Below are 25,661 nucleotides of genomic sequence, written 5' to 3' on the forward strand. Positions count from 1 at the left end.
TTATTGGGCGGTAGCCGACGCGGTTGCGGCGGGGGCTGCTGCGTTCGCGGGTGCGGTAGCGCCCGGCGGTTGCCAAGGCACGGCCTGCACGGGGGTGCCCGGTGGCAGCATCATCAGCTTCTGGAAGCCATCGACCATCACCTGCTCGCCGGCCTGCAGCCCTTCCTGGACGAGCCAGCGGTTGTTCTGGGCCATGGTGACCTTCACGTTGCGTGGCGTGACCTTGCCATCGTCGCTGACCACGTTCACGCTGTCGCCTTGCTGCGTGCGTGTCACGGCCTGTTGCGGCAAGGTGATAGCGTTCGACGCCTGTGCTTGCTCCACGCGCACGCGCACATACAAGCCGGGCAGCAGCTCGCCCTTGGGGTTGGGGACTTCTGCGCGCAGCGTGACCTGGCCCGTGGTCGGATCCACAGACAGGTCAGTGAACAGCAGCTTGCCCGGCAGCGGGTACTCGCTGCCGTCGGCAAGCATCACGCGCACGCTGGCTGCCTGGGCGCCTGCGGCACGCTTGAGCTGGCCAGCCTCCATGGCGCGGCGCAGGTTCAGCACGTCGGTGGAGGATTGGGTGAAATTCACGTACACCGGATTGATCTGCTGTACCAACGCTAGTTGGGTTGCTTCTCCCTGTCCCACCAAGGCACCCTCTGTCACCATCGCACGGCCGATGCGCCCGCTGATCGGGGACGTCACGGCGGTGTAGCTGAGGTTGATTTCGGCTTGCCGAACGGCTGCCTTGCCGGCTGCCACGTCGGCCAAGGCAGCCTTCTGCGACGCTTCGGCGTTGACGAAGTCTTGCTTGCTGACGGCATTGGCCGCGACCAGGGGGCGCAGGCGCTCAAGCTGGGCCGAGGCCTGGGTCCAATTGGCCTCGGCGCGCGCCAGGGTGGCGCGGGCGCTTTCCAGTGCTGCGGTGTAGGGCGCTGCATCTATCTTGAAAAGCAGCTGGCCTGCCTTGACCTCGCTGCCTTCGCGGAAGAGGCGTTCTTGCAGGATGCCTGCGCTCCGGGCGCGAATTTGCGCCGTGCGCACGGCCTCGACGCGGCCGGGAAGCTCCGTGACCAGCCCCACATCACCCGGGGTGGCTTTCACGACGCCGACCTGAACGGGAGGCATCTTGGGGCCGCCACTTGCCGCCGGGGCATCGCCCTTGCCGCCGCAGGCCCCCAATGCCATAGCGCATGCAAGGGCAAGAAGGGTGTATTTCAGGTGGTGGACTGTCGTCGTGTCTTTGTCTGCAGGGGCGCGCGTGCTGTGCATGGAGAGTCCTTCCGTTAGGGCCGCATATCGTCAGGTGAGCTGCTATGCGGCGCTGGCCTGGCGGGGAATGGTGCTGCAAAAAAGTCTGGCATTATACATACATTCATGAATGTATAATGCAGGACTGCACAGGGTCCATGGTGTTTTCTGAATGTGACAGGGAGGTGATTGCGATGGTGCGCAGAACCAAGGAGGATGCGGTAGCTACGCGCAATAGCCTGCTGGATGCGGCGGAGCAAGTCTTTTATGACAAAGGGGTTTCCCGTGCTTCGCTTGGTGACATTGCGCAGGCTGCTGGTGCCACCAGGGGGGCTATCTATTGGCACTTCAAAGACAAGGCGGACTTGTTCAATGCCATGATGGACCGCGTCACGCTGCCATTGGAGTGCGCTTATGGGCTTGGGGGCGTGGATGTGGAGGAGGGGGCGTCTCTGTGGCGCCTGCGGGGGGCGGTGCAGGGGGTGTTGCGTGCGGTGGCGACGGATGAGCGGGCCCGCCGTGTATTCGAGATCGCCATGTACAAGGTCGAGTACGTTCAGGAGCTGGGCGCAGTGCGTGACCGCCATGTAATGGCGTGCGAGGGGTTTCGCGCGAAGCTTCGGGAGGATGTGGCCTCCGCTGCGAAGGCCCAGGAGCTGATGCTGTCCATGTCGGCGGATGTCGCGGCGATGGGGCTCTGGGCGTTGTTTGACGGGCTGTTGCAGGGCTGGATGCTCAATCGCGGGGGCTTCGATCTGCTGGAGGTGGGGCGGGTTACGGTGGATGCTTACCTCAGGGGGTTGGGTTTTGAGTTGGGTGTGGACTGACGCTGCGGCGGGCTGGTCCATGCGATAATCGCCGACTCGCTCCATTGCGGGGTATGCGGCTGTAGCTCAGTGGATAGAGTATTGGCCTCCGAAGCCAAGGGTCGTGGGTTCGATCCCCGCCAGCCGCGCCACACGCTGTTCCTGTTGAGAAATCTCCGGATCTTGTGTGCGGTAAAAATGCTGCTATACTTCGAGTTTCTCCGGAGGGATGCCCGAGTGGCTAAAGGGGGCAGACTGTAAATCTGTTGGCTTACGCCTACGCTGGTTCGAATCCAGCTCCCTCCACCAGAAATGGTGTGGAGAAGTTCTCAAGGTTTTCCTTGGGTTAAGCACGATCTGTGCGGGAGTAGTTCAATGGTAGAACCCCAGCCTTCCAAGCTGATGACGCGGGTTCGATTCCCGTCTCCCGCTCCAGGTTTGCTTGAGTGAAATTTTCCGGTCTGCATTCGTGGATTGGGTATGCCCTTGTGGCTCAGTGGTAGAGCACTCCCTTGGTAAGGGAGAGGTCGCGGGTCCGATTCCCGCCAAGGGCACCAGAATTTGGGCGCACTCCATGCTGGGGTGCGCCCATATTGTCGAGTTGGGTTAGTAGTTTTTTTCGGAGTCGAAAAAATGGCAAAAGGTAAGTTCGAGCGGACCAAGCCGCACGTCAACGTAGGCACGATCGGCCACGTGGACCATGGCAAGACCACCCTGACGGCGGCAATCGCCACCGTGCTGTCCGCCAAGTTCGGCGGCGAAGCCAAGAAGTACGACGAAATCGATGCGGCCCCCGAAGAAAAGGCCCGCGGCATCACCATCAACACCGCCCACGTCGAATACGAAACGGCCAACCGCCACTACGCCCACGTGGACTGCCCCGGCCACGCCGACTACGTCAAGAACATGATCACCGGTGCTGCCCAGATGGACGGCGCCATCCTGGTGTGCTCGGCCGCCGACGGCCCGATGCCCCAGACCCGCGAGCACATCCTGCTGGCCCGCCAGGTGGGCGTGCCCTACATCATCGTGTTCCTGAACAAGTGCGACATGGTGGACGACGAAGAACTGCTGGAACTCGTCGAAATGGAAGTGCGCGAGCTGCTGTCCAAGTACAGCTTCCCCGGCGACGACACCCCATCATCCGCGGCTCCGCCAAGCTTGCCCTCGAAGGCGACAAGGGCCCCCTGGGTGAGCAAGCCATCGACAAGCTGGCTGAAGCACTGGACACCTACATCCCCACGCCCGAACGCGCCATCGACGGCGCCTTCCTGATGCCCGTGGAAGACGTGTTCTCCATCTCCGGCCGCGGCACCGTGGTGACCGGCCGCGTCGAGCGCGGCATCATCAAGGTCGGCGAAGAAATCGAAATCGTCGGTATCCGCGACACGCAAAAGACCACCTGCACCGGCGTGGAAATGTTCCGCAAGCTGCTCGACCAAGGCCAGGCCGGTGACAACGTCGGCCTGCTGCTGCGCGGCACCAAGCGCGAAGACGTCGAGCGCGGCCAGGTGCTGTGCAAGCCCGGCTCCATCAAGCCGCACACGCACTTCACCGCCGAGGTGTACGTGCTGAGCAAGGACGAAGGCGGCCGCCACACCCCGTTCTTCAACAACTACCGTCCGCAGTTCTACTTCCGTACCACCGACGTGACCGGCTCCATCGAGCTGCCCGCCGACAAGGAAATGGTGATGCCCGGCGACAACGTGTCCATCACCGTGAAGCTGATCAACCCCATCGCCATGGAAGAAGGCCTGCGCTTCGCCATCCGTGAAGGCGGCCGCACCGTGGGCGCCGGCGTCGTGGCCAAGATCATTGAGTAAATTTGCTCATTCGTAGGGGTATAGCTCAATTGGCAGAGCGTCGGTCTCCAAAACCGAAGGTTGTAGGTTCGATTCCTACTGCCCCTGCCACCTAAAAGTGGCAACCAGAAAGCCCGCCAGAGTCTGGCGGGCTTCAGTGTCTTGTGCATGGCACCTTCAGTGCCAATAACGATCCGATATGGCCACTACTCAGATTGATACCGTCAGCACGGGTGCCGACAAGGCAAAGCTGGCCGCCGTCGTTGCATTGGTGGTGGCATCCCTCGCTGGTTTTTACCTGTTGGGCAAGCAGGGTGCTTTCGTCCAATGGGCCGTGCTGCTGGTGGGGCTGGCAGCTGCGGTGGGTGTGTTTCTCACGTCCGAGTGGGGGCGTCAGTTTGTCGGCTTTGCGCGTGATGCCGTCAAGGAAGTCAAGAAGGTTGTATGGCCGACACGCAAGGAAACCTTGCAGATGACGGGCTATGTGTTCGCCTTCGTTGTGCTGATGGCGCTTTTTCTCTGGTTGACCGACAAGACCCTGGAGTGGGTGTTGTACGACTTGATTTTGGGCTGGAGGAAGTGATGAGCGAATCCCTCGTGACAGGTGGATCGCAGGCACCCGAGGCTGCGGGTTCGACTGTGAATCCAGATCTGCGCTGGTACATCGTGCATGCCTATTCGGGTATGGAAAAGGCGGTCGAGCGCAACATCACGGAGCGCATCATGCGTGCAGGGATGCAGTCCAAGTTCGGGCGCATTCTTGTCCCGACCGAAGAGGTCGTGGAGATGAAGAATGGCCAGCGCAAGACGACGGAGCGCCGCCTGTTCCCGGGATACGTCTTCGTCGAGATGGTCATGGAGGACGACACCTGGCACCTCGTGAAGCACACGAGCAAGGTCACGGGCTTCGTGGGCGGTGCCAAGAACCGTCCGGCACCGATCTCCGAGGAGGAGGTGCAGAAGATCGTCAGCCAGATGCAGGAAGGCACGGACAAGCCGCGCCACAAGGTCGAATTCATGGTGGGCGAGATGGTTCGTGTCAAGGAAGGCCCGTTCACGGACTTCAATGGCACGGTGGAAGAGGTCAACTACGAAAAGAACCGTCTGCGTGTTTCCGTGATGATCTTTGGCCGTTCCACGCCCGTGGAGCTGGAATTCGCCCAGGTGGAAAAAACCTGAGCTGAACCAAGGGATAGCCGTCCCTGAGAGAATCTCGCGCTTTTCGACTCGGCGCAAATCACATCAATGAGTCGGTAACCCCGGGGAGCCTGTCGCGTTTTGCGGCGTGGCGTTTGTACCCGCAAGGAGCTTTCAATGGCGAAGAAAATCGTCGGCTTCATCAAGCTGCAAGTGCCAGCTGGTAAGGCCAATCCCTCTCCCCCGATCGGTCCCGCGCTGGGCCAGCGCGGTCTCAACATCATGGAGTTCTGCAAGGCGTTCAACGCGCAGACCCAGGGTGTCGAGCCGGGCCTGCCGCTGCCCGTGGTGATCACGGCATTTGCCGACAAGAGCTTCACTTTTGTCATCAAGACGCCGCCGGCCACCGTGCTGATCAAGAAGGCGATCAAGCTGGACAAGGGCTCTTCCAATGCGCTGAGCACCAAGGTCGGCAAGATCACGCGCGCACAGCTCGAAGAGATCGCCAAGACCAAGCTGAAGGACATGAATGCCGCGAGCGTGGACGCTGCCGTGCGTACGCTGGCTGGCTCTGCCCGTTCCATGGGCGTGACGGTGGAGGGCCTCTGAAATGGCGAAGCTGACCAAGAAGCAAAAGGCCCTGCAGGGCAAGGTGGACTCCACCAAGCTGTATCCCTTCGCCGAGGCCGTGGTGCTGGTGAAGGATGCCGCGACCGCCAAGTTCGATGAGTCCATCGACGTGGCCGTGCAACTGGGCGTGGACGCCAAGAAGTCCGACCAAGTGGTGCGTGGCGCCGTCGTGCTGCCGCACGGCACTGGCAAGACCACCCGCGTGGCTGTGTTCGCCCAGGGTGCCAAGGCCGAGGAAGCCAAGGCCGCAGGCGCCGACATCGTCGGCATGGACGACCTGGCTGCCCAGGTCAAGGCCGGTGACATGCCCTTCGACGTGGTCATTGCCGCACCCGACGCAATGCGCGTCGTGGGTACGCTGGGCCAGATCCTCGGCCCGCGCGGCCTGATGCCGAACCCCAAGGTCGGCACGGTGACGCCCGACGTCGCCACGGCCGTGAAGAATGCCAAGGCGGGTCAGGTGCAGTTCCGCGTCGACAAGGCCGGCATCATCCACAGCACGATCGGCCGCCGTTCTTTCGACAACGAGAAGCTGCAAGGCAACCTCGCTGCGCTGATCGACGCGTTGAACAAGGCCAAGCCGGCCACGAGCAAGGGTCTGTACCTGCGCAAGGTGGCTGTGTCCTCGACCATGGGTGTCGGCGTTCGCGTCGACACGCAATCCATCGCAGCCTGATTGCGGTGAATCTTGAGGCGCTCGCAAGAGTGCTTCAGTGGTGGGCTGGTGCGGCGTTGCCGCATCGGGCCATCCAAGACCGCTGGTGTGCAGTTGGCTGCACTTAAATCCACAGAGCCAGCGCAGATGGCGATCCCGCTGCAGATGGAATGCATGTTCCGAAACAGTTGGTCGCTGCTAACCAAGAGCGCGCACGGAGGCTTGCCCGAAGTGCGCATATGAAGGAGTAGACCTTGAGTCTTAATCGCAGTGAGAAAGAAGCGGTCATCAACGAAGTGACCAGCCTCGCCGCTAAAGCTCAAACGCTCGTGATCGCGGAGTACCGTGGCATCACGGTCGCCGACATGACCAAACTGCGCGTTGCCGCACGCAGCCAAGGCGTTTCCCTGAGTGTTCTGAAGAACACCCTGGCACGCCGCGCTGTGGCAGGCAGTCAGTTCGACGTGGTGGCCGACCAGATGACCGGTCCCTTGATCTATGGCTTCTCCGAAGACGCTGTGGCCGCCGCCAAGGTGGTGGCCGATTTCGCGAAAACCAACGACAAGCTGGTGATTCGCGGTGGCGCTTTCGGTGGCAAGGCCCTGGACGTGAACGGCGTGAAGCAACTGGCCAACATCCCTTCCAAGGAAGTGCTGCTGGCCCAGCTGTGTGGCTTGCTGATGTCGCCGATCTCCCGCACCGCCGTGGTGCTGGGTGCCCTGGCGGCCAAGAAAGGCGAAGGCGAACCTGCTGCCGCTTGATGCGGCCTGGCAGACGTCCCCCTCTTAAACCAATTGTTAGGAAATCAAAATGGCATTCGATAAAGACGCATTCTTGACCGCGCTGGACAGCATGACGGTCCTGGAACTCAATGACCTGGTGAAGGCCATTGAAGAGAAGTTCGGTGTGAGCGCTGCCGCCATGGCTGCTCCCGCTGCCGCCGGTGGTGGCGCCGCCGCTGCTGCCGCCGAAGAAAAGACCGAGTTCAACGTCGTGCTGACCGAAGCCGGCGCGAACAAGGTGTCGGTCATCAAGGCCGTGCGCGAAATCACCGGCCTGGGCCTGAAGGAAGCCAAGGACCTGGTGGACGGCGCGCCCAAGAACGTCAAGGAAGGCGTTGCCAAGGCTGATGCCGAAGCCGCCGTCAAGAAGCTGGTGGAAGCCGGCGCAAAGGCCGAACTCAAGTAATTGGGTTTTCGTCGCCGGGCTGGAGGTCTTGTCAAGGGCCTCCAGCCTTTGGTGCTTATGGGTCATGCGATGGGCATGCGTCCCCAGAGCACACCAAAAAATGGCCCCGGGGCTATTTTTTAGTGTCTTCTGAACCGTCCGACAGCGGAAGACGCCTTGGTTCGGGCGATGTGCAATGCATCGCCGTCCGCCATGGTTGGTAGTGGCCAACCGCCAAGCCCGCAGAGCATGCCGTTTCTGTGGGGCAGTCGTCGAAGACCTCATTCCATGTCTTTGCCCGGAGATCTCATGGCCCAAACATCCACGTACAGCTACACCGAACGCAAGCGCATCCGCAAGAGCTTCGGTAGCCGTGACAGCGTGCTCGAAGTGCCTTACCTGCTGCAGATGCAGAAGGACGCATACACAGCCTTCCTGCAGGCCGACACTCCTCCCAAGAAACGCAGCGGCGATGGCCTTCAGGCCGCGTTCAATTCGGCATTCCCGATTGTCTCGCACAACGGCTTCGTGGAAATGAAGTTCGTCGAGTACAACCTGGCCAAGCCCGCGTTCGACGTGCGCGAGTGCCAGACGCGCGGCCTGACCTTCGCCTCGGCCGTACGCGCCAAGGTGCAGCTCATCATCTACGACCGCGAGTCTTCCACGTCGCAGTCCAAGGTGGTCAAGGAAGTGAAGGAGCAGGAGGTCTACATGGGCGAGGTGCCCCTGATGACCGACAAGGGCTCGTTCATCATCAACGGCACCGAGCGCGTGATCGTCTCGCAGCTGCACCGCTCGCCCGGCGTGTTCTTCGAGCACGACAAGGGCAAGACCCATAGCTCGGGCAAGCTGCTGTTCAGCGCGCGCATCATTCCCTACCGTGGCTCGTGGCTGGACTTCGAGTTCGACCCCAAGGACATCCTGTATTTCCGCGTCGACCGCCGCCGCAAGATGCCGGTGACGATCCTGCTCAAGGCCATCGGCCTGAATCCCGAATCGATCCTGGCGAATTTCTTCGTCAACGACAACTTCCGCCTGATGGACAGCGGCGCGCAGATGGAGTTCGTGGCCGATCGCTTCAAGGGCGAAGTGGCGCGCTTCGACATCACCGACAAGTCGGGCAAGGTCATCGTCGCCAAGGACAAGCGCATCACCGCGCGCCACACGCGCGAACTGGAACAGTCGGGCACCACGCACGTGAGCGTGCCGGAAGATTTCCTGATTGGCCGCGTGCTGGCGCGCAACATCATCGACGGCGACACCGGCGAGATCATCGCCAAGGCCAACGAGGAACTGACCGAGGCGCTGCTGAAGAAGCTGCGCGCCGCTGGCGTGCAGGAAATCCAGTGCATCTACACCAACGAGCTCGACCAGGGCCCGTACATCTCGCAGACCCTGCGCATCGACGAAACTGCCGATGAGAACGCGGCGCGCGTGGCCATCTACCGCATGATGCGCCCCGGCGAGCCGCCAACCGACGACGCCGTGCAGGCGCTGTTCCAGCGCCTGTTCTACAGCGCCGACACGTACGACCTGTCGCGCGTCGGCCGCATGAAGTTCAACGCCAAGATCGGCCGTGACGAGTCCACGGGCCCGATGGTGCTGTCGAACGACGACATCCTGGCCGTGGTGAAGATCCTCGTGGACCTGCGCAACGGCAAGGGCGAGGTCGATGACATCGACCACCTGGGCAACCGCCGCGTGCGCTGCGTGGGCGAACTGGCCGAGAACCAGTACCGCACGGGCCTCGCGCGCATCGAGAAGGCTGTGAAGGAACGCCTGGGCCAGGCCGAGCAAGAGCCGCTGATGCCGCACGACCTGATCAACTCCAAGCCGATTTCCGCGGCGCTCAAGGAGTTCTTCGGCGCCTCGCAGCTGTCGCAGTTCATGGACCAGACCAACCCGCTGGCCGAAATCACGCACAAGCGCCGTGTGTCCGCACTGGGCCCGGGCGGTCTGACGCGCGAGCGCGCCGGATTCGAGGTGCGCGACGTGCACGTCACGCACTACGGCCGCGTCTGCCCGATCGAAACGCCGGAAGGCCCGAACATCGGCCTGATCAACTCGCTGGCCCTGTACGCGCGCCTGAACGAGTACGGCTTCATCGAAACCCCGTACCGCCGCGTGGCGGATGGCAAGGTGACGATGGACATCGACTACCTGTCGGCCATCGAGGAAGGCAAGTACGTCATCGCCCAGGCCAACGCCACGCTGGACGCCGAAGGGCGCCTGACCGGCGAGCTGGTGTCGGCGCGCGAGAAGGGCGAATCGACGCTCGTTTCCGCCGATCGCGTGCAGTACATGGACGTGTCGCCGGCGCAGATCGTGTCGGTGGCGGCGTCGCTGGTGCCGTTCCTGGAGCACGATGACGCGAACCGCGCGCTGATGGGCGCCAACATGTCGCGCCAAGCCGTGCCCGTGCTGCGTCCCGAGAAGCCCCTGGTGGGCACAGGCATCGAGCGCGTCGCGGCCGTGGACTCCGGCACCGTGGTGACGGCCAAGCGCGGCGGCGTGGTGGACTACGTCGATGCGACCCGCATCGTGATCCGCGTGCACGACGCCGAGGCAGTGGCCGGCGAAGTGGGTGTGGACATCTACAACCTCATCAAGTACCAGCGTTCCAACCAGAACACCAACATCCACCAGCGCCCCATCGTCAAGCGCGGTGACGTGCTAGCCAAGGGTGACGTGATCGCCGACGGCGCATCGACCGACCTGGGCGAGATCGCCATCGGCCAGAACATGCTGATCGCGTTCATGCCCTGGAACGGCTACAACTTCGAGGACTCGATCCTGATCAGCGAGCGCGTGGTGGCCGAAGACCGCTACACCTCGATCCACATCGAGGAACTGGTGGTGATGGCGCGCGACACCAAGCTGGGCGCCGAGGAAATCACGCGCGACATTCCGAACCTGTCGGAACAGCAACTGAACCGCCTGGACGAGTCCGGCATCATCTACGTCGGCGCCGAAGTGCAGCCCGGCGACACGCTGGTCGGCAAGGTCACGCCCAAGGGCGAGACCACGCTGACGCCCGAAGAGAAGCTGCTGCGCGCCATCTTCGGCGAGAAGGCGTCCGACGTGAAGGACACCTCGCTGCGCGTGGACCAGGGCAGCTCGGGCACCGTGATCGACGTGCAGGTGTTCACCCGCGAAGGCATCCAGCGCGACAAGCGCGCGCAGCAGATCATCGACGATGAACTCAAGCGCTTCCGCCTGGACCTGAACGACCAGCTGCGCATCGTCGAGGCCGATGCCTTCGACCGTATCGAGAAGTTGCTCGCCGGCAAGGTGGCCAATGGCGGCCCGCAGAAGCTGGCCAAGGGCACCAAGATCGACAAGGCCTACCTCGACGGCGTGGAAAAGCACCACTGGTTCGACATCCGCCCAGCCGATGAGGCCGTGGCCGCGCAGCTCGAATCCATGAAGAACGCCATGGAGCAGACGCGCCACAGCTTCGACCTGGCCTTCGAGGAAAAGCGCAAGAAGCTCACGCAAGGCGACGAGCTGCCGGCCGGCGTGCTGAAGATGGTCAAGGTCTACCTGGCCGTCAAGCGCCGCCTGCAGCCCGGCGACAAGATGGCCGGCCGCCACGGCAACAAGGGCGTGGTCTCCAAGATCACGCCCGTGGAAGACATGCCCCACATGGCCGACGGCACGCCCGCCGACATCGTGCTGAACCCGCTGGGCGTGCCCTCGCGCATGAACATCGGCCAGGTGCTGGAAGTCCACCTGGGCTGGGCCGGCAAGGGCCTGGGCCAGCGCATCGGTGACATGCTGCGCGACCAGGCCGCCGCCGCCGAGGTGCGCCAGTTCCTCGAAGAGGTCTACAACACCCGCGGCCGCAAGGAAGACCTGAGCCAGCTGTCCGACGCCGAAGTCATGGCCATGGCCGGCAACCTGACCCACGGCGTGCCGTATGCATCGCCGGTGTTCGACGGTGCCTCCGAGGCCGAGATCAAGGACATGCTCAAGCTGGCCTATCCCGAGGACCTGAAGGCGCGCAAGGGCCTGACCGAGACGCGCACACAAGCCTACCTGTACGACGGCCGCACGGGCGATCGCTTCGAGCGTCCGACGACCATCGGCTACATGCATTACCTGAAGCTGCACCATCTGGTCGACGACAAGATGCACGCGCGCTCCACCGGCCCGTACTCGCTGGTCACGCAGCAGCCGCTGGGCGGCAAGGCGCAGTTCGGCGGCCAGCGCTTCGGCGAGATGGAAGTGTGGGCGCTGGAAGCCTACGGCGCGTCCTACGTGCTGCAGGAAATGCTGACGGTGAAGTCCGACGACGTGCAGGGCCGTACCAAGGTGTACGAGAACATCGTCAAGGGCGAACACGCGATCGAGGCAGGCATGCCCGAGTCGTTCAACGTGCTGGTCAAGGAAATCCGTTCCCTGGGCCTGGACATCGAGCTGGAACGTTCCTGAGCAGGATCGAGTTTTTAAAAAAGTGAGCGGCTGGCGCTCGCCACATCTTGGTTTGCAAGTGTTTTGTGTTGCGAACCCTTATGCAGCAAGCGCCAGCAGCTATGTTTTTAGGTGAAAAGGAAAGAGTCACATGAAATCGCTACTCGACCTGTTCAAGCAATTCACACCCGATGAGCATTTTGATGCCATCAAGATCGGCCTGGCATCGCCCGAGAAGATCCGTTCCTGGTCCTTCGGCGAGGTGAAGAAGCCCGAGACCATCAACTACCGCACGTTCAAGCCCGAGCGCGACGGCCTGTTCTGCGCCAAGATCTTCGGCCCCATCAAGGACTATGAGTGCCTGTGCGGCAAGTACAAGCGCCTCAAGCACCGCGGCGTGATCTGCGAGAAGTGCGGCGTCGAAGTCACGCAGACCAAGGTGCGCCGCGAGCGCATGGGCCACATCGACCTGGCCGCGCCCTGCGCGCACATCTGGTTCCTCAAGTCGCTGCCGTCGCGCCTGGGCCTGGTGCTGGACATGACGCTGCGCGACATCGAGCGCGTGCTGTACTTCGAAGCCTACGTGGTGACCGACCCCGGCATGACCCCGCTGAAGAAGTTCAGCATCATGAGCGAGGACGACTACGACGCCAAGTGCCGCGAGTACGGCGATGAATTCGTCGCCAAGATGGGCGCCGAGGGCATCAAGGACCTGCTCGAAGGCATCGACATCGACACCGAGATCGAGCGCCTGCGCGGCGACCTGACCGGCTCCGAGGTCAAGGTCAAGAAGAACGCCAAGCGGCTCAAGGTGCTCGAAGCGTTCAGGAAGTCTGGCATCAAGCCCGAGTGGATGGTGCTCGACGTGCTGCCTGTGCTGCCGCCGGACCTGCGTCCGCTGGTGCCGCTGGATGGCGGCCGCTTCGCCACGTCGGACCTGAACGACCTGTACCGCCGCGTCATCAACCGCAACTCGCGCCTCAAGCGCCTGCTGGAGCTGAAGGCGCCCGAGATCATCGCGCGCAACGAAAAGCGCATGCTGCAGGAAGCCGTGGACAGCCTGCTGGACAACGGCCGCCGCGGCAAGGCCATGACGGGCGCGAACAAGCGCGCGCTCAAGTCCCTGGCCGACATGATCAAGGGCAAGAGCGGCCGCTTCCGCCAGAACCTGCTGGGCAAGCGCGTCGATTACTCCGGCCGTTCGGTGATTACCGTGGGCCCGACGCTCAAGCTGCACCAGTGCGGCCTGCCCAAGCTGATGGCGCTGGAGCTGTTCAAGCCCTTCATCTTCTCGCGCCTCGAAGCCATGGGTATCGCCACGACCATCAAGGCCGCGAAGAAGGAAGTGGAAGCCGGCACGCCCGTGGTGTGGGACATCCTGGAAGAGGTCATCAAGGAGCACCCGGTGCTGCTGAACCGCGCGCCCACGCTGCACCGCCTGGGCATCCAGGCGTTCGAGCCCATCCTGATCGAAGGCAAGGCCATCCAGCTGCACCCGCTGGTGTGCGCGGCGTTCAACGCCGACTTCGACGGTGACCAGATGGCCGTGCACGTCCCCCTGTCGGTGGAAGCGCAGATGGAAGCCCGCACGCTGATGCTGGCCTCCAACAACGTGCTGTTCCCGGCCTCGGGCGAGCCGTCCATCGTGCCCTCGCAGGACGTGGTGCTGGGCCTGTACCACGCCACGCGCGACAAGATCAACGGCAAGGGCGAGGGCCTGGTGTTCGCCGACACCGGCGAAGTCCAGCGCGCACTCGACGCGGGCGAGGCCGAGCTGCACGCCAAGATCAGCGTGCGCCTGACCGAGTGGACCCGCGACAAGGCCACGGGCGAATTCGTGCCCGAGACCAAGCTCGTGGACACCACCGTGGGCCGCGCGCTGCTGAGCGAGATCCTGCCCCGCGGCCTGCCCTTCAGCAACCTGAACAAGGCGCTGAAGAAGAAGGAAATCTCCAAGCTCATCAACGCCAGCTTCCGCAAGTGCGGCCTGAAGGAAACCGTGGTGTTCGCCGACAAGCTGCTGCAGAACGGCTTCCGTCTGGCGACGCACGCCGGCTTCTCGGTGGCCATCGACGACATGCTGGTGCCGCCGCAGAAGGCCGACATCCTGGCCCGCGCCGAGGCCGAGGTGAAGGAGATCGAGCAGCAGTACGTCTCCGGCCTGGTCACGTCGGGCGAGCGCTACAACAAGGTCGTGGACATCTGGGGCAAGGCCGGCGACGACGTGTCCAAGGTGATGATGGACCAGCTCAAGGTGCAGAAGACCATCGACCGCCACGGCAACGAAGTCAACCAGGAGTCGTTCAACGCCATCTACATGATGGCCGACTCGGGCGCGCGGGGTTCTGCCGCCCAGATCCGCCAGCTCGCCGGCATGCGCGGCCTGATGGCCAAGCCGGACGGCTCGATCATTGAAACGCCTATCACCGCGAACTTCCGCGAAGGCCTGAACGTGCTGCAGTACTTCATCTCCACCCACGGCGCCCGCAAGGGCCTGGCGGATACGGCGCTGAAGACCGCGAACTCGGGCTACCTCACGCGCCGCCTGGTGGACGTGACGCAGGACCTGGTGGTGAACCAGGAGGACTGCGGCACCAGCAACGGCTCGCTGATGCGCGCCATCGTCGAGGGCGGCGAGGTGATCGAGTCGCTGCGCGACCGTATCCTGGGCCGCACCACGGCCGAGGAAGTGCTGCACCCCGAAACCCGCGCCGTGCTCGCTCCGGCGGGCCGCATGCTCGATGAAGACCTCATCGAGGAGCTGGAAGCCGTGGGTGTGGACGAGGTCAAGGTGCGCACCGCGCTGACCTGCGAAACCCGCTTCGGCCTGTGCGCCAAGTGCTACGGCCGCGACCTGGGCCGCGGCGGCCTGATCAACCTCGGCGAAGCCGTGGGCGTGATCGCCGCGCAGTCCATCGGCGAACCCGGCACGCAGCTGACCATGCGCACGTTCCACATCGGCGGCGCTGCTTCGCGCGCCGCCATCGCGTCGAGCGTGGAAGCCAAGTCGAACGGCCTGGTGGCCTTCAACGCCACGATGCGCTACGTCAGCAATACCAAGGGCGAGCTGGTGGTGATCGCGCGTTCCGGCGAGATCATCATCCAGGACGACCATGGCCGCGAGCGCGAGCGCCACAAGGTGCCGTACGGCGCGGTGCTGACCGTCAAGCCCGACGAAGCCATCAAGGCCGGCAAGATCCTGGCCAACTGGGACCCGCTGACGCGCCCGATCATCACGGAATTCGCCGGCCAGGTGAAGTTCGAGAACATCGAGGAAGGCCTCACCGTGGCCAAGCAGGTGGACGACGTGACCGGCCTGTCCACGCTGGTGGTGATCGACCCCAAGCGCCGCGGCTCCGCCAAGGTGGTGCGCCCGCTGGTCAAGCTGGTGGACGCGAACGGCCAGGAGGTGAAGATCCCCGGCACCGACCACTCGGTGGCCATCGGCTTCCAGGTGGGCGCGCTGATCCAGGTGCGCGACGGCCAGGACGTGGGCCCCGGCGAAGTGCTGGCGCGCATTCCGGTCGAAGGCCAGAAGACGCGCGACATCACCGGCGGTCTGCCGCGCGTGGCAGAGCTGTTCGAGGCCCGCACGCCCAAGGACAAGGGCACGCTGGCCGAGATGACCGGCACCATTTCCTTCGGCAAGGAAACCAAGGGCAAGGTGCGCCTGCAGATCACTGACCCGGACGGCAAGGTGTGGGAAGAGCTGATCCCCAAGGAAAAGAACATCCTGGTGCACGAAGGCCAGGTGGTCAACAAGGGCGAGCACATCGTGGACGGCCCGGCCGACCCGCAGGACATCCTGCGCCTGCTGGGCATCGAGGAACTCTCGCGCTACATCGTCGATGAAGTGCAGGACGTGTACCGCCTGCAGGGCGTGAAGATCAACGACAAGCACATCGAGGTGATCGTGCGCCAGATGCTGCGCCGCGTCGTGGTCGAGAACCCGGGCGAGTCCAGCTACATCGGCGGCGAGCAGGTCGAGCGCAGCGAGATCCTCAACACCAACGAGGCGCTGCAGGCCGAGGGCAAGATTCCCGCCACGTACTCCAACGTGCTGCTGGGCATCACCAAGGCGTCGCTGTCCACCGACTCGTTCATCTCCGCCGCGTCGTTCCAGGAAACCACGCGCGTGCTCACCGAGGCGGCCATCATGGGCAAGCGCGACGAGCTGCGCGGCCTGAAGGAAAACGTCATCGTGGGCCGCCTGATCCCGGCTGGCACGGGCCTGGCCTACCACCAGGCGCGCAAGGTCAAGGATGCCATGGACGACGCCGAGCGCCGCGCCATCGCCGAGGCCGAAGCCGCCGAGATGGCTGCCGTCACCGAAGGCGCCGATGAGCCCGAGGTGAACGCCCACGCGGGCGACGCCGCGGACTAAGCCACCGCGGCGCTACGACGCTGCGATGCTCCCGCCCTGCCTGGCAGGCCGGGAGCTTTTTTTTTGCCATCCACGACGCCATGCCGACCTCTCCCGTTTTCTGGGGCCTGTGCGCCCTGACGCTGTTCTGGGCCGTTGGCGCCTACAACCGCCTGGTGCGGCTGCGCTCGGCGGTGGTGCAGGCGTTCGGCGGGCTCGATGCCCACCTGGTGCGCCTCCTGGCCCTGCTGGCCGAATGCGGTGCCGCCCACGAGGCCGCGCACCCGGCCGCGCAGGGCGCCGTGGGCCAGGCGCGCACCGCGCTGCAGGCCGCTGCCACGCAGTTCGGCGCCTCGCTGGCGGTGGCGCGGGCGCGGCCGCTGCAGGCCGACGCTGCCGCCGCGCTGGCCGCCGGGCGCGAAGTGCTGTCTGCCGCCTGGCAGGCCTTGCTGCGCGTGCGCGAGGACGAGGACGGCCCCGCCGCCTGCGCCCCGTGGCGCCAGCAGTGGGATGCGCACCAGGCGCAAAACCTGCTGGCCCTGCAGCAGTTCAACGACGCCGTGGCGTGCTACAACGCCGCCATTGCCCAGTTTCCGCCATGCCTTCTGGCCTGGCTTTTTGGCTTCAAGCCTGCGCGGCCGCTATGAATCCTTCCCCGCCCTCCACGCCTTCCTCCGTGCCGCTGTGGCAGCAACTGGCGGCCACCGCTGCCGCGCTGCAGGCCGTGCGCGCCGGGCAGTCGGCCACTGCCGCGCTGGACGCGCACGGCGGCCCGCTGCGCCCCGGCGTGCAGGCCCTGCTGTTCCAGGTGCTGCGCCAGCTGGGCCGCGCCCAGGCGCTGCGCCGCCAGCTCGCGCCGCGCAACCCGCCGCCGCGTGTCGATGCGCTGCTGTGCACCGCGCTGGCGCTGGCCTGGGACGAAGGCAGCGCGCCCTACGCGCCGTTCACCTTGGTCAACCAGGCGGTGGAGGCCGCCAAGCGCGGCGCCGCCACGGCCCAGGCCGGGTTCGTCAACGCCTGCCTGCGCCGTTTCCTGCGCGAGCGCGATGCGCTGGTGGCCGCTACCGACGCCGACCCGCAGGCGCGCTGGAACCACCCCGCGTGGTGGATCGAGCGCCTGCGCCAGGACTGGCCGCAGCACTGGCAAGCCATCCTGGAAGCGAACAACGCGCATGCGCCCATGGCCTTGCGCGTCAATCAGCAAAAAGTGGCTCCAGCCCAATACCAGCAAGCGCTGGCAGCTATCAACATAGAAGCGCATGCGGTGGGCGCCTGCGGCCTGCTGCTGCGCCAGGCCGTGCCGGTGCAGCAGTTGCCCGGCTGGAGCGAGGGCTGGGTGGCGGTGCAGGACCTCGCGGCCCAGCGCGCCGCGCCGCTGCTGCTGGACGGCCTCCAGCGCCCGGCCGGGCGGGCGCTGCGCGTGCTCGATGCGTGCGCGGCGCCGGGCGGCAAGACGGCGCATCTGCTCGAATGCGCACGCCCCGATGCGCCCATCGCCGTCACGGCGCTGGATGTCGATCCGCAGCGCTGCGAGCGCATCCACGGCACGCTGCAGCGCCTGGGCCTGCAGGCCCAGGTACTGGCGCGGAACGCGGGGCGCCCGCAGGACTGGTTCCAGCCGCACTGCGGCGGTGTGCCGTTCGACGCCATCCTGCTCGATGCGCCATGCACGGCCTCCGGCATCGTGCGCCGCCACCCGGACGTGCGCTGGCTGCGACGTCCCGGCGACGTGGCGCAGCTCGCTGCCGTCCAGGCGCGCCTGCTCGACGCCCTGTGGCCGTTGCTGGCGCCGGGCGGGCGCCTGCTGTACGCCACCTGCTCGGTGTTCAGGGCCGAGGGCGATGCGCAGGTCCAGGCGTTTGTTGCGCGCAACACCGATGCCCGGTGGCGGCCGTCTCCTGGCCATTTGTTGCCCGGCGGCGGCGGCGCGGGCGGCGCAGTCCGGGACAATCCAGCCTGTGACCACGACGGCTTCTACTACGCACTGCTGGACAAAGCGCCCGCCTGAGCCCGCCACGGCGCGGGCCTGGCTGTGGGCCGCCCTGCTGTGCCTGCTGCTGGGCTGGGCCGCGCCCGCCCCGGCCCAGGTGCCGGGCGAGGTGGTGCAGATGCAGCTCGAACGCACCGACGAGGGGCTGCTGCTCAGCGCCAGCCTGAACTTCGAGCTGCCCGAGCTGGTCGAGGACGCGCTGCGCAAGGGCATTCCCATGTATTTCACCACCGAGGCCGAGGTGCTGCGCGAGCGCTGGTACTGGTCGGACAAGACCGTCGCGCAGGCCCACCGCTACCTGCGCCTGTCGTACCAGCCGCTCACGCGCCGCTGGCGGCTGCAGGTGGCGTCCGCGCCGTTCACCAATGCCGGCCTGGGCGTGGCGCTGGCGCAGCACTTCGACGACTACGACGAGGCGCTCGCGGCGATGCAGCGCATCGCGCGCTGGAAGATCGCCGAACCCTCCGAGCTGGATGGCGGCGTGGGCCATGTGGTGCAGCTGCGCTTCCGGGTGGACATGTCGCAGCTGCCGCGCCCGCTGCAGATCGGCGCCCTGGGCCCGCGTTCGGGCTGGAACCTGCTGGTGGCGCGCAGCCAGCGCCTGCCTGCGGAGCATGCCCCATGAGCGAGCTGCCGCCCGCCGATTCCCACGGCGCTGCGCGCCCTTCGCGCACCGTGCGCTGGGCGCTGGCCGTGGGCGTGGCCGTGATGTGCGCCATCGGCCTGGTGCTGCTGTTCCTGCTCACGCTGGCCACCAACAACCGCGCGCTGTACGAGCACAACTACGCCTGGCTGTTCGGCGTCAACGTGCTGGTGGCGGCCTCGCTGCTGGGCGTGCTGGTGTGGGTGGCGGCGCGCCTGGCGCTACGCCTCAAGCGCAAGCGCTTCGGCAGCCGCCTGCTGGTCAAGCTGGCCGGCATTTTCGGGCTGGTGGGGCTGGTGCCGGGGCTGCTGATCTACGTGGTGTCGTACCAGTTCGTCTCGCGCTCGATCGAGAGCTGGTTCGACGTCAAGGTCGAGGGCGCGCTGTCGGCGGGCGTGAGCCTGGCACGCGTCACGCTCGACACCATCGCCACCGACATGGCGAACAACACGCGCCAGGCCAGCGCCCAGCTCAGCCAGGTGCCCGATGCCGCCGCCGGCCTGGTGCTGGAGCGCATCCGCGACCAGCTCGGGGCCACGGACCTGGTGCTGTGGAACGCGGCGGGGCAGGCCGTGGCCGGCGCGGGCCAGTCGCGCTACACCATCAGCCCCGAGCGCCCCAGCCCGCAGCTACTGCGCGCGGCGCGCCAGCAGAGCCAGGTGTTCCAGATCGAAGGGCTGGACGACACCACCGACCCGGCTGCGCTGCAGAACGCCCGCGTGCGCACCCTGGTGCAGGTCAGCAGCACGCAGGTCGGCCTGCTGCCCGAGCCGCGCTTCCTCCAGGCCACGCTGCCCCTGCCGGCGGCCCTGGTGGCCAACGCCGTGGCGGTGCAGGAGGCCAACCGGGAGTACCAGGAGCGCGCGCTGGCGCGCGGCGGGCTGCGGCGCATGTACATCGGCACGCTCACGCTGAGCCTGTTCCTGGCGGTTTTCGGCGCCGTGCTGCTGGCCGTGCTGCTGGGCAACCAGCTGGCGCGCCCGCTGCTCGTGCTGGCCGAGGGCGTGCGCGAGGTGGCACAGGGCAACCTCAGCCCCAAGGCCGTGCTCCAGGGCCGCGACGAGCTGGGCGGCCTCACGCGCTCGTTCGCCCTGATGACGCAGCAGCTCGCCGACGCCCGCTCGGCCGTCGAGCGCAGCATGCGCGACGTCGACGCCGCGCGGGCCAACCTGCAGGCGATGCTCGACAACCTGACGGCGGGCGTGGTGGTGCTGGATCCCCTGGGCATCATCCAATCGGCCAACCCCGGCGCCACGCGCATCCTGCGCGCGCCCATGGCCGCCTACGCGGGGCGCGGGCTGGGCGAAGTGCCCGAACTGGCCGAGTTCGCCGCCGCCGTGCAGCAGCAGTTCGATGCCTTCGCCGCCGACCGCAGCGTGCTGCATGGCCTGGACCACTGGCAGCAGTCCTTTGTGCTGCACGCGCCGCCCGGCGGCAACGCGCACAGCGGCACCAGCCTGGTGGTGCGCGGCGCCGAGCTGCCCGATGGCTCGCGCCTGCTGGTCATCGACGACATCACCGAGATCGTCTCGGCCCAGCGCACCCAGGCCTGGGGCGAAGTGGCGCGGCGCGTGGCGCACGAGATCAAGAACCCGCTCACGCCCATCCAGCTCTCGGCCGAGCGGCTGCAGATGAAGCTGACCGGCAAGCTGCCCGAAGCCGAGGAGGCGGTGCTCGCCAAGTCGGTGCGCACCATCGTCGACCAGGTCGGCGCGATGAAGCGCCTGGTCAATGAGTTCCGCGACTATGCGCGCCTGCCTGCCGCCGAGCTGCACCCGCTGGACCTGAACGCCCTGGTGGCCGACGTGCTGCAGCTGTACGGCAGCGAAAACGCCACGGTGCCCGTGGCGGTGGAGCTGGATCCGCGCTGTCCGCCGGTGGCGGGCGACGCGCAGCAACTGCGCCAGGTGGTGCACAACCTGCTGCAAAACGCCCAGGACGCGACCGAAGAGGCCGCACGCAAGGGCCAGGCGCCGGCCGAGCCGGTGCGCATCGGCACGCACTGGAGCGAATCGTCGCGCCGCGTGCGTCTCACCGTGAGCGACAGCGGCAGCGGCTTCGCGCCGAACATCCTGCAGCGCGCGCTGGAGCCCTACGTCACCACCAAGTCGGGGGGCACGGGCCTGGGGCTGGCGGTGGTCAAGAAAATCGCGGACGAGCACGGCGCGCGTGTCGATCTCGTCAACCGTATGGAAAACGGCATGGTGCGAGGTGCCCAAGTGTCGCTATCATTCGCGCCTGAGCGCGCGGTGGCGCTTTAACAACACCGCATCGCAAGACAAGGCGCTTCACAGACATGGCAAACATATTGGTGGTGGACGACGAGCTCGGCATTCGGGATCTGTTGTCCGAAATCCTCAACGATGAGGGGCACAGCGTGGACCTCGCCGAGAACGCGACCCAGGCCCGCAGCGCCCGCACGGACGCCACCTACGACCTGGTGCTGCTCGACATCTGGATGCCTGACACCGACGGCGTCACGCTGCTCAAGGAGTGGGCCGCGACGGGGCTGCTGACGATGCCCGTGATCATGATGAGCGGCCACGCCACCATCGACACCGCCGTCGAGGCCACGCGCATCGGCGCCTTCTCCTTCCTGGAAAAACCCATCACCCTGCAAAAGCTGCTCAAGGCCGTGGAACAGGGGCTGGCGCGCAGCCAGGCCAACGCCGCGCCCGCCGCGCTGGCGGCGCACAAGCCCCTGGCCGCGCTGGGCGATGGCGCGGTCGCTAGCCTTCCCCTGCACAGCCCGGTGATGCCTGCCGACATGGGGCCGCTGGCACACCAGGGGTTCGACCTGGACCGTCCTTTGCGCGAGGCGCGCGATGGCTTCGAGAAAGCCTATTTCGAGTTCCATCTGGCACGCGAAGGCGGCTCCATGACGCGCGTGGCCGAGAAAACGGGCCTGGAGCGCACCCACCTGTACCGCAAGCTGCGCCAACTGGGCGTGGAACTGGGGCGCAACAAGCGCGGATAAATTTCGTGTGGAGAATCAGAGGCGGTTTTTTCTGGCTATAATTGAAGTCTTGGCTCGGTAGCTCAGTTGGTAGAGCAGCGGATTGAAAATCCGCGTGTCGGTGGTTCGATTCCGCCCCGAGCCACCAGGTTCAAAAGCCCCAAGCTCTCCAGTTTGGGGCTTTTTTATTGCCTTCTCCCTGGTGGCATATGCTTCTGAATCAATAGCTATCAGCGCTTGCTGAATAAGCGCTGAAGCCGTTTTTCATGGAGTATCGCCGTGCTTCAGCGCCAGCGCTGCGGCGTACAGGGCGTTGCGGGGTTCGCCTGTGATCTCCGCAGCCAGGCGCACGGCGGTTTTTACGGGCAGCTCCTGCAGCAGCAGGCGCAGCGCGCGCAGGCCCTCGCCAGCGTCGCCCTCCGCGGCGGCTGGGTGCAGCAGCACCACGAATTCACCGCGCGTGCGCTGGGGCCCGCCGGCGAGCCAGGCGGGCAGCTCGCACGCGGGTTGTGTCACGACTTCCTCGAACTGCTTGGTCAGCTCGCGACCGAGCGTGACCGGGCGCGGGCCGAGCGTTGCCAGCGCCTGCGCCAGCTCGGCGATGCGGTGCGGGGCCTCCAGCAGCACCACGCAGCGCGGCTCCTGCGCCAGCGCTGCCACGGCCTGGGCCCGCTCACCTGGCTTGGTCGGCAGGAAACCAGAGAACACGAAGCCCGACCCCTCGACGCCCGGGGCCACCGCGCCCGCCACGCTCAGCGCGGTGGTCACGCTGCTCGCGCCGGGCAGCGGCAGGGCGCGCAGGCCTGCGGCGCGCACTGCGGCCACCAGGCGCGCGCCGGGATCGCTCACGCCCGGGGTGCCAGCGTCGCTCACGTAGGCCACGCGCTGGCCGGCCTGCAGGCGCAGCACCACGGTTTGCGCGGCCTCCTGCTCGTTGTGCTGGTGCACGGCCAGCAATTGGCTACCCGGGCGTTCCAGCCCGTACGAGCGCAGCAGCGCCTGGGTGTGGCGCGTGTCCTCGCAGGCAATGGCATCGGCGAGCTGCAGCACGTGCAGCGCGCGCAGCGTGATGTCGGCCAGGTTGCCGATGGGCGTGGCCACGACGTACAGCGCCCCTTGCGGATAATGCTGCGCAGCCGCCGCCTCGCGGGCGGCGCCAAGGGCGGAAGCGAAAGAGGCGCTCAATGGATTTCCTTGAAAAAATGGGGCTGCGCGGCCGCACCACGCGGGCCGTGGGGCAGGCGGCCGAAGACCTGGCGCTGGCTCATCTGCAGGCGGCGGGCCTGCGCCTGCAGGCGCGCAATTATCGGACGCCCGGGCGCGGCGGCGGCGAGATCGACCTCGTGCTGCGCGCGCCCGACGGCACGCTCGTTTTCGTCGAGGTGCGCAGCCGCGCCCAGGCCAGCCATGGCGGCGCCGGGGCGAGCATTGGCGCCGCCAAGCGCCGGCGCATCGTCCTGGCCGCGCGCCACTACCTGCTGCGCTGGCCATCGCCGCCGCCGTGCCGCTTCGATGCCGTGCTGGTGGAAGGCGGCCAGGTGCAGTGGCTGCGCGCGGCTTTCGACGCCGACGGCTGACCGGCATGGCCGGGTGCCAACGCTTTGCTACAGGGCCTGTAGCAATGGGCCGCTATCATTGCCGCCCATGCTTGAGCAACGCATCCAACAGCATTTCATCGACAGTGCCGACCTGAAGTACCAGGCCGCGCAGGCGCTGAGCCAGCCCATTGCGGCGGCCGTGCAGGCCGTGCTGGCGTGCGTGACCAGCGGCGGCAAGCTGCTGGCCTGCGGCAGCGGCCCGTCCGCCGCGCAGGCGCGGCAGTTTGCCGCCCTGTGCGTGGCGGGTTTCGAGCGCGAGCGCCCGGAATTGGCGGCGCTGGCGCTCAGCGCAGACGCGGCGCTGCATGTCTCGCCTTCGGGCCAGATCGACGCGGAGCAGGGCCTGGCACGGCAGGTGCGCGCCCTGGGGCAGGCGGGAGACGTGCTGCTGCTGCTGTCGGTGGCGGGCAACGATCCCGCGCTGCTGGCGGCCGCCGTCGCGGCGCACGAACGCGACATGAGCGTGGTCGCCCTCACGGGGCAGGCGGGCGGCGATCTGGCGGCCCTGCTGCGCGAGACCGACGTATGGATCGCCGTGCCGCACGAGCGCGCCGCGCGCGTGCGCGAGGTCCATGGCCTGGCGCTGCACTGCCTGTGCGATGGCGTGGATGCGCAACTATTGGGTGAACAGGAGGTACCGTTATGAAGTCTGAACGAAACCGCAGCGTCTGCATGCTGCTTGCCGCGGCCGCGCTGGCGGGGGGGCTGTCGGCCTGTGTGCCGCTGGTCATGGGCGGCGCCGCCGTCGGCACCCTGGTGGCGGTGGATCGCCGCACCTCGGGCACGCAACTGGAGGACGAGGGCATCGAGTTCCGCTCGGCCAACCGCCTGCATGGCATGTACGGCGACCGGGCCCACGTCAACGTCACGAGCTGGAACCGCCAGGCGCTGCTGACCGGCGAAGTGCCGACGCAGGAGGACCGCCAGAAGGTCGAGCAGACCGTGCGCGAGGTGGAGAACGTGCGCTCGATCGTCAACGACCTGGTGGTGGCGCCGCCCTCGTCGCTGTCGCAGCGCTCGAACGACACCCTCATCACGGGCAAGGTCAAGGCCAGTTTCGTCGATGCCAAGGACCTGACCAGCCCCGCCTTCAAGGTCGTGACCGAGCGCGGCGTGGTCTACCTCATGGGCCGCGTGACCCAGCGCGAGGCGACACGCGCCACCGAAATCGTGCGCGGCGTCAGCGGCGTGACCAAGGTGGTGCGCGTGTTCGAGATCATTTCCGAAGAGGAGCTGAGCCGCAACTTCGCCAACCCCCAGCCCGCGCCGGTGGTGCGCGACCCCGACCCGCTGACCCGCGCGCCCTGAGCGGGGCTCACTTCGTCAGGCGCGCGATCAGGCTCGACGTGTCCCAGCGGTTGCCGCCCATGCGCTGCACGTCGCCATAGAACTGGTCCACCAGCGCCGTGACGGGCAGGCGCGCGCCGTTGCGCTGCGCCTCGGCCAGCACCAGGCCCAGGTCCTTGCGCATCCAGTCCACGGCGAAGCCGAAGTCGAACTTGCCTTCGGCCATGGTCTTGCCGCGGTTGTCCATCTGCCAGCTCTGCGCCGCGCCCTTGCCGATCACGTCGAGCACCAGCGGCATGTCCAGGCCGGCCTGCATGCCGAAGGCCACCGCTTCGGACAGCCCCTGCACCAGCCCGGCGATGCAGATCTGGTTGACCATCTTGGTGAGCTGGCCCGCGCCGCTGTCGCCCATGCGCGTGAAGGCGCGCGAGAACGCCATCGCCGTGGGCCGCACGGCCTCGAAGGGCGCCGAGTCGCCGCCGCACATCACCGTGAGCTGGCCGTTCTGCGCGCCCGCCTGGCCGCCCGAGACCGGGGCATCGACGAACTGCAGGCCCAGGGTGCGCGCGGCGCGGTACAGCTCGCGTGCCACTTCGGCCGATGCCGTGGTGTGGTCGACGAAGATGGCGCCCGGCTCCATGCTCGCGAACGCGCCATCGGCGCCGAGCGTGACGGCGCGCAGATCGTCGTCGTTGCCGACGCAGCAGAAAACGATGTCGACCCCCCGCGCGGCTTCACGCGGTGTCGCGGCCTGTGCATGGTTTTGGCCTCCAGCGCCCGCGTATTCAGCGCACCAAGCTATTGATTTGATAGCGGTGCGGTTGTACACCGTGACCTGGTGCCCGGCCCGTGCCAGATGGCCCGCCATGGGGGAGCCCATCACCCCCAGGCCAAGAAAGGCCACCTTGCGTGCGGGCGTGGGTTCGTAGGTGCGGGAAGGGGTGCTGGACATGGCGGGCTTTCAGGGGGGGGAAG

The 25,661-nt window shown here is 66.3% G+C and carries 20 protein-coding genes, 6 tRNA genes and 1 pseudogene; 24 read left to right on the forward strand and 3 right to left on the reverse strand.

Annotated elements, in window-relative coordinates:
• The gene (locus tag YS110_16540) at positions 1-1,260 is read right to left on the reverse strand and encodes an efflux RND transporter periplasmic adaptor subunit (protein UJB66248.1); all 1,260 of its coding nucleotides are present in this window, start codon (positions 1,258-1,260) and stop codon (positions 1-3) included.
• A gap of 173 nt (positions 1,261-1,433) precedes the next feature.
• On the opposite strand from YS110_16540, the gene YS110_16545 reads away from it, so the two are divergent.
• The 21 genes and pseudogenes from YS110_16545 to YS110_16645 all read left to right on the forward strand — a co-directional run bounded on the left by YS110_16545 (position 1,434) and on the right by YS110_16645 (position 21,949).
• The gene (locus YS110_16545) at positions 1,434-2,066 is read left to right on the forward strand and encodes a TetR family transcriptional regulator (protein ID UJB66249.1); all 633 of its coding nucleotides are present in this window, start codon (positions 1,434-1,436) and stop codon (positions 2,064-2,066) included.
• 55 nt (positions 2,067-2,121) lie between these two features.
• A tRNA-Arg gene (locus YS110_16550) sits at positions 2,122-2,197 on the forward strand.
• A 71-nt stretch (positions 2,198-2,268) separates the two neighbouring features.
• A tRNA-Tyr gene (locus tag YS110_16555) sits at positions 2,269-2,354 on the forward strand.
• Positions 2,355-2,406: 52 nt separating this feature from the next.
• A tRNA-Gly gene (locus YS110_16560) sits at positions 2,407-2,480 on the forward strand.
• A 47-nt stretch (positions 2,481-2,527) separates the two neighbouring features.
• Positions 2,528-2,602, forward strand: a tRNA-Thr gene (locus YS110_16565).
• Positions 2,603-2,678: 76 nt separating this feature from the next.
• Positions 2,679-3,868, forward strand: a pseudogene (gene tuf / locus YS110_16570) (elongation factor Tu).
• Between the two features lie 14 nt (positions 3,869-3,882).
• Positions 3,883-3,958, forward strand: a tRNA-Trp gene (locus YS110_16575).
• A gap of 88 nt (positions 3,959-4,046) precedes the next feature.
• The gene (secE, locus tag YS110_16580) at positions 4,047-4,430 is read left to right on the forward strand and encodes a preprotein translocase subunit SecE (protein ID UJB66250.1); all 384 of its coding nucleotides are present in this window, start codon (positions 4,047-4,049) and stop codon (positions 4,428-4,430) included.
• A complete protein-coding gene (gene nusG, locus YS110_16585) occupies positions 4,430-5,026 on the forward strand; it encodes a transcription termination/antitermination protein NusG (protein ID UJB66251.1) in 597 nt (198 codons plus the stop codon). Before secE ends, nusG begins: the two co-directional genes overlap by 1 nt.
• A gap of 135 nt (positions 5,027-5,161) precedes the next feature.
• Positions 5,162-5,593 (forward strand): 50S ribosomal protein L11, encoded by a 432-nt coding sequence (rplK, locus tag YS110_16590; protein ID UJB66252.1) that lies wholly within the window; start codon positions 5,162-5,164, stop codon positions 5,591-5,593.
• 1 nt (position 5,594) lies between these two features.
• Positions 5,595-6,290, forward strand: a complete 696-nt coding sequence (gene rplA, locus YS110_16595) for a 50S ribosomal protein L1 (protein ID UJB66253.1) — start codon at positions 5,595-5,597, stop codon at positions 6,288-6,290.
• Positions 6,291-6,523: 233 nt separating this feature from the next.
• Positions 6,524-7,030 carry a 50S ribosomal protein L10 gene (gene rplJ / locus YS110_16600; protein UJB66254.1) on the forward strand — a complete coding sequence of 169 codons (507 nt, stop codon included), beginning with the start codon at positions 6,524-6,526 and terminating at the stop codon, positions 7,028-7,030.
• A gap of 49 nt (positions 7,031-7,079) precedes the next feature.
• Entirely contained in the window at positions 7,080-7,457 is a 378-nt protein-coding gene (gene rplL / locus YS110_16605; GenBank protein ID UJB66255.1) for a 50S ribosomal protein L7/L12, read from the forward strand.
• A 288-nt stretch (positions 7,458-7,745) separates the two neighbouring features.
• Complete coding sequence (gene rpoB, locus YS110_16610; protein UJB66256.1) at positions 7,746-11,870, forward strand: DNA-directed RNA polymerase subunit beta; 4,125 nt, start codon at positions 7,746-7,748, stop codon at positions 11,868-11,870.
• A gap of 130 nt (positions 11,871-12,000) precedes the next feature.
• Positions 12,001-16,233, forward strand: coding sequence for a DNA-directed RNA polymerase subunit beta' (rpoC, locus tag YS110_16615; GenBank protein UJB66257.1), 4,233 nt, complete (start codon positions 12,001-12,003; stop codon positions 16,231-16,233).
• A gap of 80 nt (positions 16,234-16,313) precedes the next feature.
• Positions 16,314-16,859 (forward strand): LemA family protein, encoded by a 546-nt coding sequence (locus YS110_16620; GenBank protein UJB66258.1) that lies wholly within the window; start codon positions 16,314-16,316, stop codon positions 16,857-16,859.
• Complete coding sequence (rsmB, locus tag YS110_16625) at positions 16,856-18,220, forward strand: 16S rRNA (cytosine(967)-C(5))-methyltransferase RsmB (GenBank protein ID UJB66259.1); 1,365 nt, start codon at positions 16,856-16,858, stop codon at positions 18,218-18,220. Before YS110_16620 ends, rsmB begins: the two co-directional genes overlap by 4 nt.
• Before the next feature lie 100 nt (positions 18,221-18,320).
• A complete protein-coding gene (locus YS110_16630; GenBank protein ID UJB67495.1) occupies positions 18,321-18,827 on the forward strand; it encodes a DUF4390 domain-containing protein in 507 nt (168 codons plus the stop codon).
• Positions 18,824-21,106 carry a HAMP domain-containing protein gene (locus tag YS110_16635; GenBank protein ID UJB66260.1) on the forward strand — a complete coding sequence of 761 codons (2,283 nt, stop codon included), beginning with the start codon at positions 18,824-18,826 and terminating at the stop codon, positions 21,104-21,106. Before YS110_16630 ends, YS110_16635 begins: the two co-directional genes overlap by 4 nt.
• 35 nt (positions 21,107-21,141) lie before the next feature.
• On the forward strand, positions 21,142-21,822 hold the full coding sequence (locus YS110_16640) for a response regulator (GenBank protein ID UJB66261.1): 681 nt from the start codon (positions 21,142-21,144) through the stop codon (positions 21,820-21,822).
• Between the two features lie 51 nt (positions 21,823-21,873).
• Positions 21,874-21,949: transfer RNA gene (locus YS110_16645), tRNA-Phe, on the forward strand.
• A 116-nt stretch (positions 21,950-22,065) separates the two neighbouring features.
• On the opposite strand, the gene rsmI is transcribed toward YS110_16645, so the two are convergent.
• A complete protein-coding gene (gene rsmI / locus YS110_16650; GenBank protein UJB66262.1) occupies positions 22,066-22,986 on the reverse strand; it encodes a 16S rRNA (cytidine(1402)-2'-O)-methyltransferase in 921 nt (306 codons plus the stop codon).
• Between rsmI and YS110_16655 the strand changes: the two genes are divergently transcribed.
• The 3 genes from YS110_16655 to YS110_16665 all read left to right on the forward strand — a co-directional run bounded on the left by YS110_16655 (position 22,986) and on the right by YS110_16665 (position 24,707).
• Complete coding sequence (locus YS110_16655) at positions 22,986-23,378, forward strand: YraN family protein (protein ID UJB66263.1); 393 nt, start codon at positions 22,986-22,988, stop codon at positions 23,376-23,378. The genes rsmI and YS110_16655 overlap by 1 nt on opposite strands.
• 67 nt (positions 23,379-23,445) lie before the next feature.
• Positions 23,446-24,045, forward strand: a complete 600-nt coding sequence (locus YS110_16660; protein ID UJB66264.1) for an SIS domain-containing protein — start codon at positions 23,446-23,448, stop codon at positions 24,043-24,045.
• Complete coding sequence (locus YS110_16665) at positions 24,042-24,707, forward strand: BON domain-containing protein (GenBank protein UJB66265.1); 666 nt, start codon at positions 24,042-24,044, stop codon at positions 24,705-24,707. The genes YS110_16660 and YS110_16665 overlap by 4 nt, the downstream gene beginning before the upstream one ends.
• A 7-nt stretch (positions 24,708-24,714) precedes the next feature.
• Here the strand turns inward: YS110_16665 and YS110_16670 are convergent, their stop codons facing one another.
• A complete protein-coding gene (locus YS110_16670; GenBank protein UJB66266.1) occupies positions 24,715-25,638 on the reverse strand; it encodes an NAD(P)-dependent oxidoreductase in 924 nt (307 codons plus the stop codon).
• Positions 25,639-25,661: the final 23 nt, after the last annotated feature.

Source organism: Acidovorax sp. YS12 (assembly GCA_021496925.1).
Classification (GTDB): Bacteria; Pseudomonadota; Gammaproteobacteria; order Burkholderiales; family Burkholderiaceae_C; genus Paenacidovorax.

What these genes read in the sequence shown, in the direction of transcription:
- YS110_16640 (UJB66261.1), top strand. Translation starts at nt 21,142, where the DNA reads ATGGCAAACATATTGGTGGTGGACGACGAGCTCGGCATTCGGGATCTG.
- rplA (UJB66253.1), top strand. Translation starts at nt 5,595, where the DNA reads ATGGCGAAGCTGACCAAGAAGCAAAAGGCCCTGCAGGGCAAGGTGGAC.
- secE (UJB66250.1), top strand. Translation starts at nt 4,047, where the DNA reads ATGGCCACTACTCAGATTGATACCGTCAGCACGGGTGCCGACAAGGCA.
- rsmB (UJB66259.1), top strand. Translation starts at nt 16,856, where the DNA reads ATGAATCCTTCCCCGCCCTCCACGCCTTCCTCCGTGCCGCTGTGGCAG.
- rpoB (UJB66256.1), top strand. Translation starts at nt 7,746, where the DNA reads ATGGCCCAAACATCCACGTACAGCTACACCGAACGCAAGCGCATCCGC.
- rpoC (UJB66257.1), top strand. Translation starts at nt 12,001, where the DNA reads ATGAAATCGCTACTCGACCTGTTCAAGCAATTCACACCCGATGAGCAT.
- YS110_16545 (UJB66249.1), top strand. Translation starts at nt 1,434, where the DNA reads ATGGTGCGCAGAACCAAGGAGGATGCGGTAGCTACGCGCAATAGCCTG.
- YS110_16630 (UJB67495.1), top strand. Translation starts at nt 18,321, where the DNA reads ATGCAGCTCGAACGCACCGACGAGGGGCTGCTGCTCAGCGCCAGCCTG.
- nusG (UJB66251.1), top strand. Translation starts at nt 4,430, where the DNA reads ATGAGCGAATCCCTCGTGACAGGTGGATCGCAGGCACCCGAGGCTGCG.
- YS110_16670 (UJB66266.1), bottom strand. Translation starts at nt 25,638, where the DNA reads ATGTCCAGCACCCCTTCCCGCACCTACGAACCCACGCCCGCACGCAAG.
- YS110_16635 (UJB66260.1), top strand. Translation starts at nt 18,824, where the DNA reads ATGAGCGAGCTGCCGCCCGCCGATTCCCACGGCGCTGCGCGCCCTTCG.
- YS110_16660 (UJB66264.1), top strand. Translation starts at nt 23,446, where the DNA reads ATGCTTGAGCAACGCATCCAACAGCATTTCATCGACAGTGCCGACCTG.
- YS110_16665 (UJB66265.1), top strand. Translation starts at nt 24,042, where the DNA reads ATGAAGTCTGAACGAAACCGCAGCGTCTGCATGCTGCTTGCCGCGGCC.
- rplL (UJB66255.1), top strand. Translation starts at nt 7,080, where the DNA reads ATGGCATTCGATAAAGACGCATTCTTGACCGCGCTGGACAGCATGACG.
- YS110_16540 (UJB66248.1), bottom strand. Translation starts at nt 1,260, where the DNA reads ATGCACAGCACGCGCGCCCCTGCAGACAAAGACACGACGACAGTCCAC.
- YS110_16655 (UJB66263.1), top strand. Translation starts at nt 22,986, where the DNA reads ATGGATTTCCTTGAAAAAATGGGGCTGCGCGGCCGCACCACGCGGGCC.
- YS110_16620 (UJB66258.1), top strand. Translation starts at nt 16,314, where the DNA reads ATGCCGACCTCTCCCGTTTTCTGGGGCCTGTGCGCCCTGACGCTGTTC.
- rplK (UJB66252.1), top strand. Translation starts at nt 5,162, where the DNA reads ATGGCGAAGAAAATCGTCGGCTTCATCAAGCTGCAAGTGCCAGCTGGT.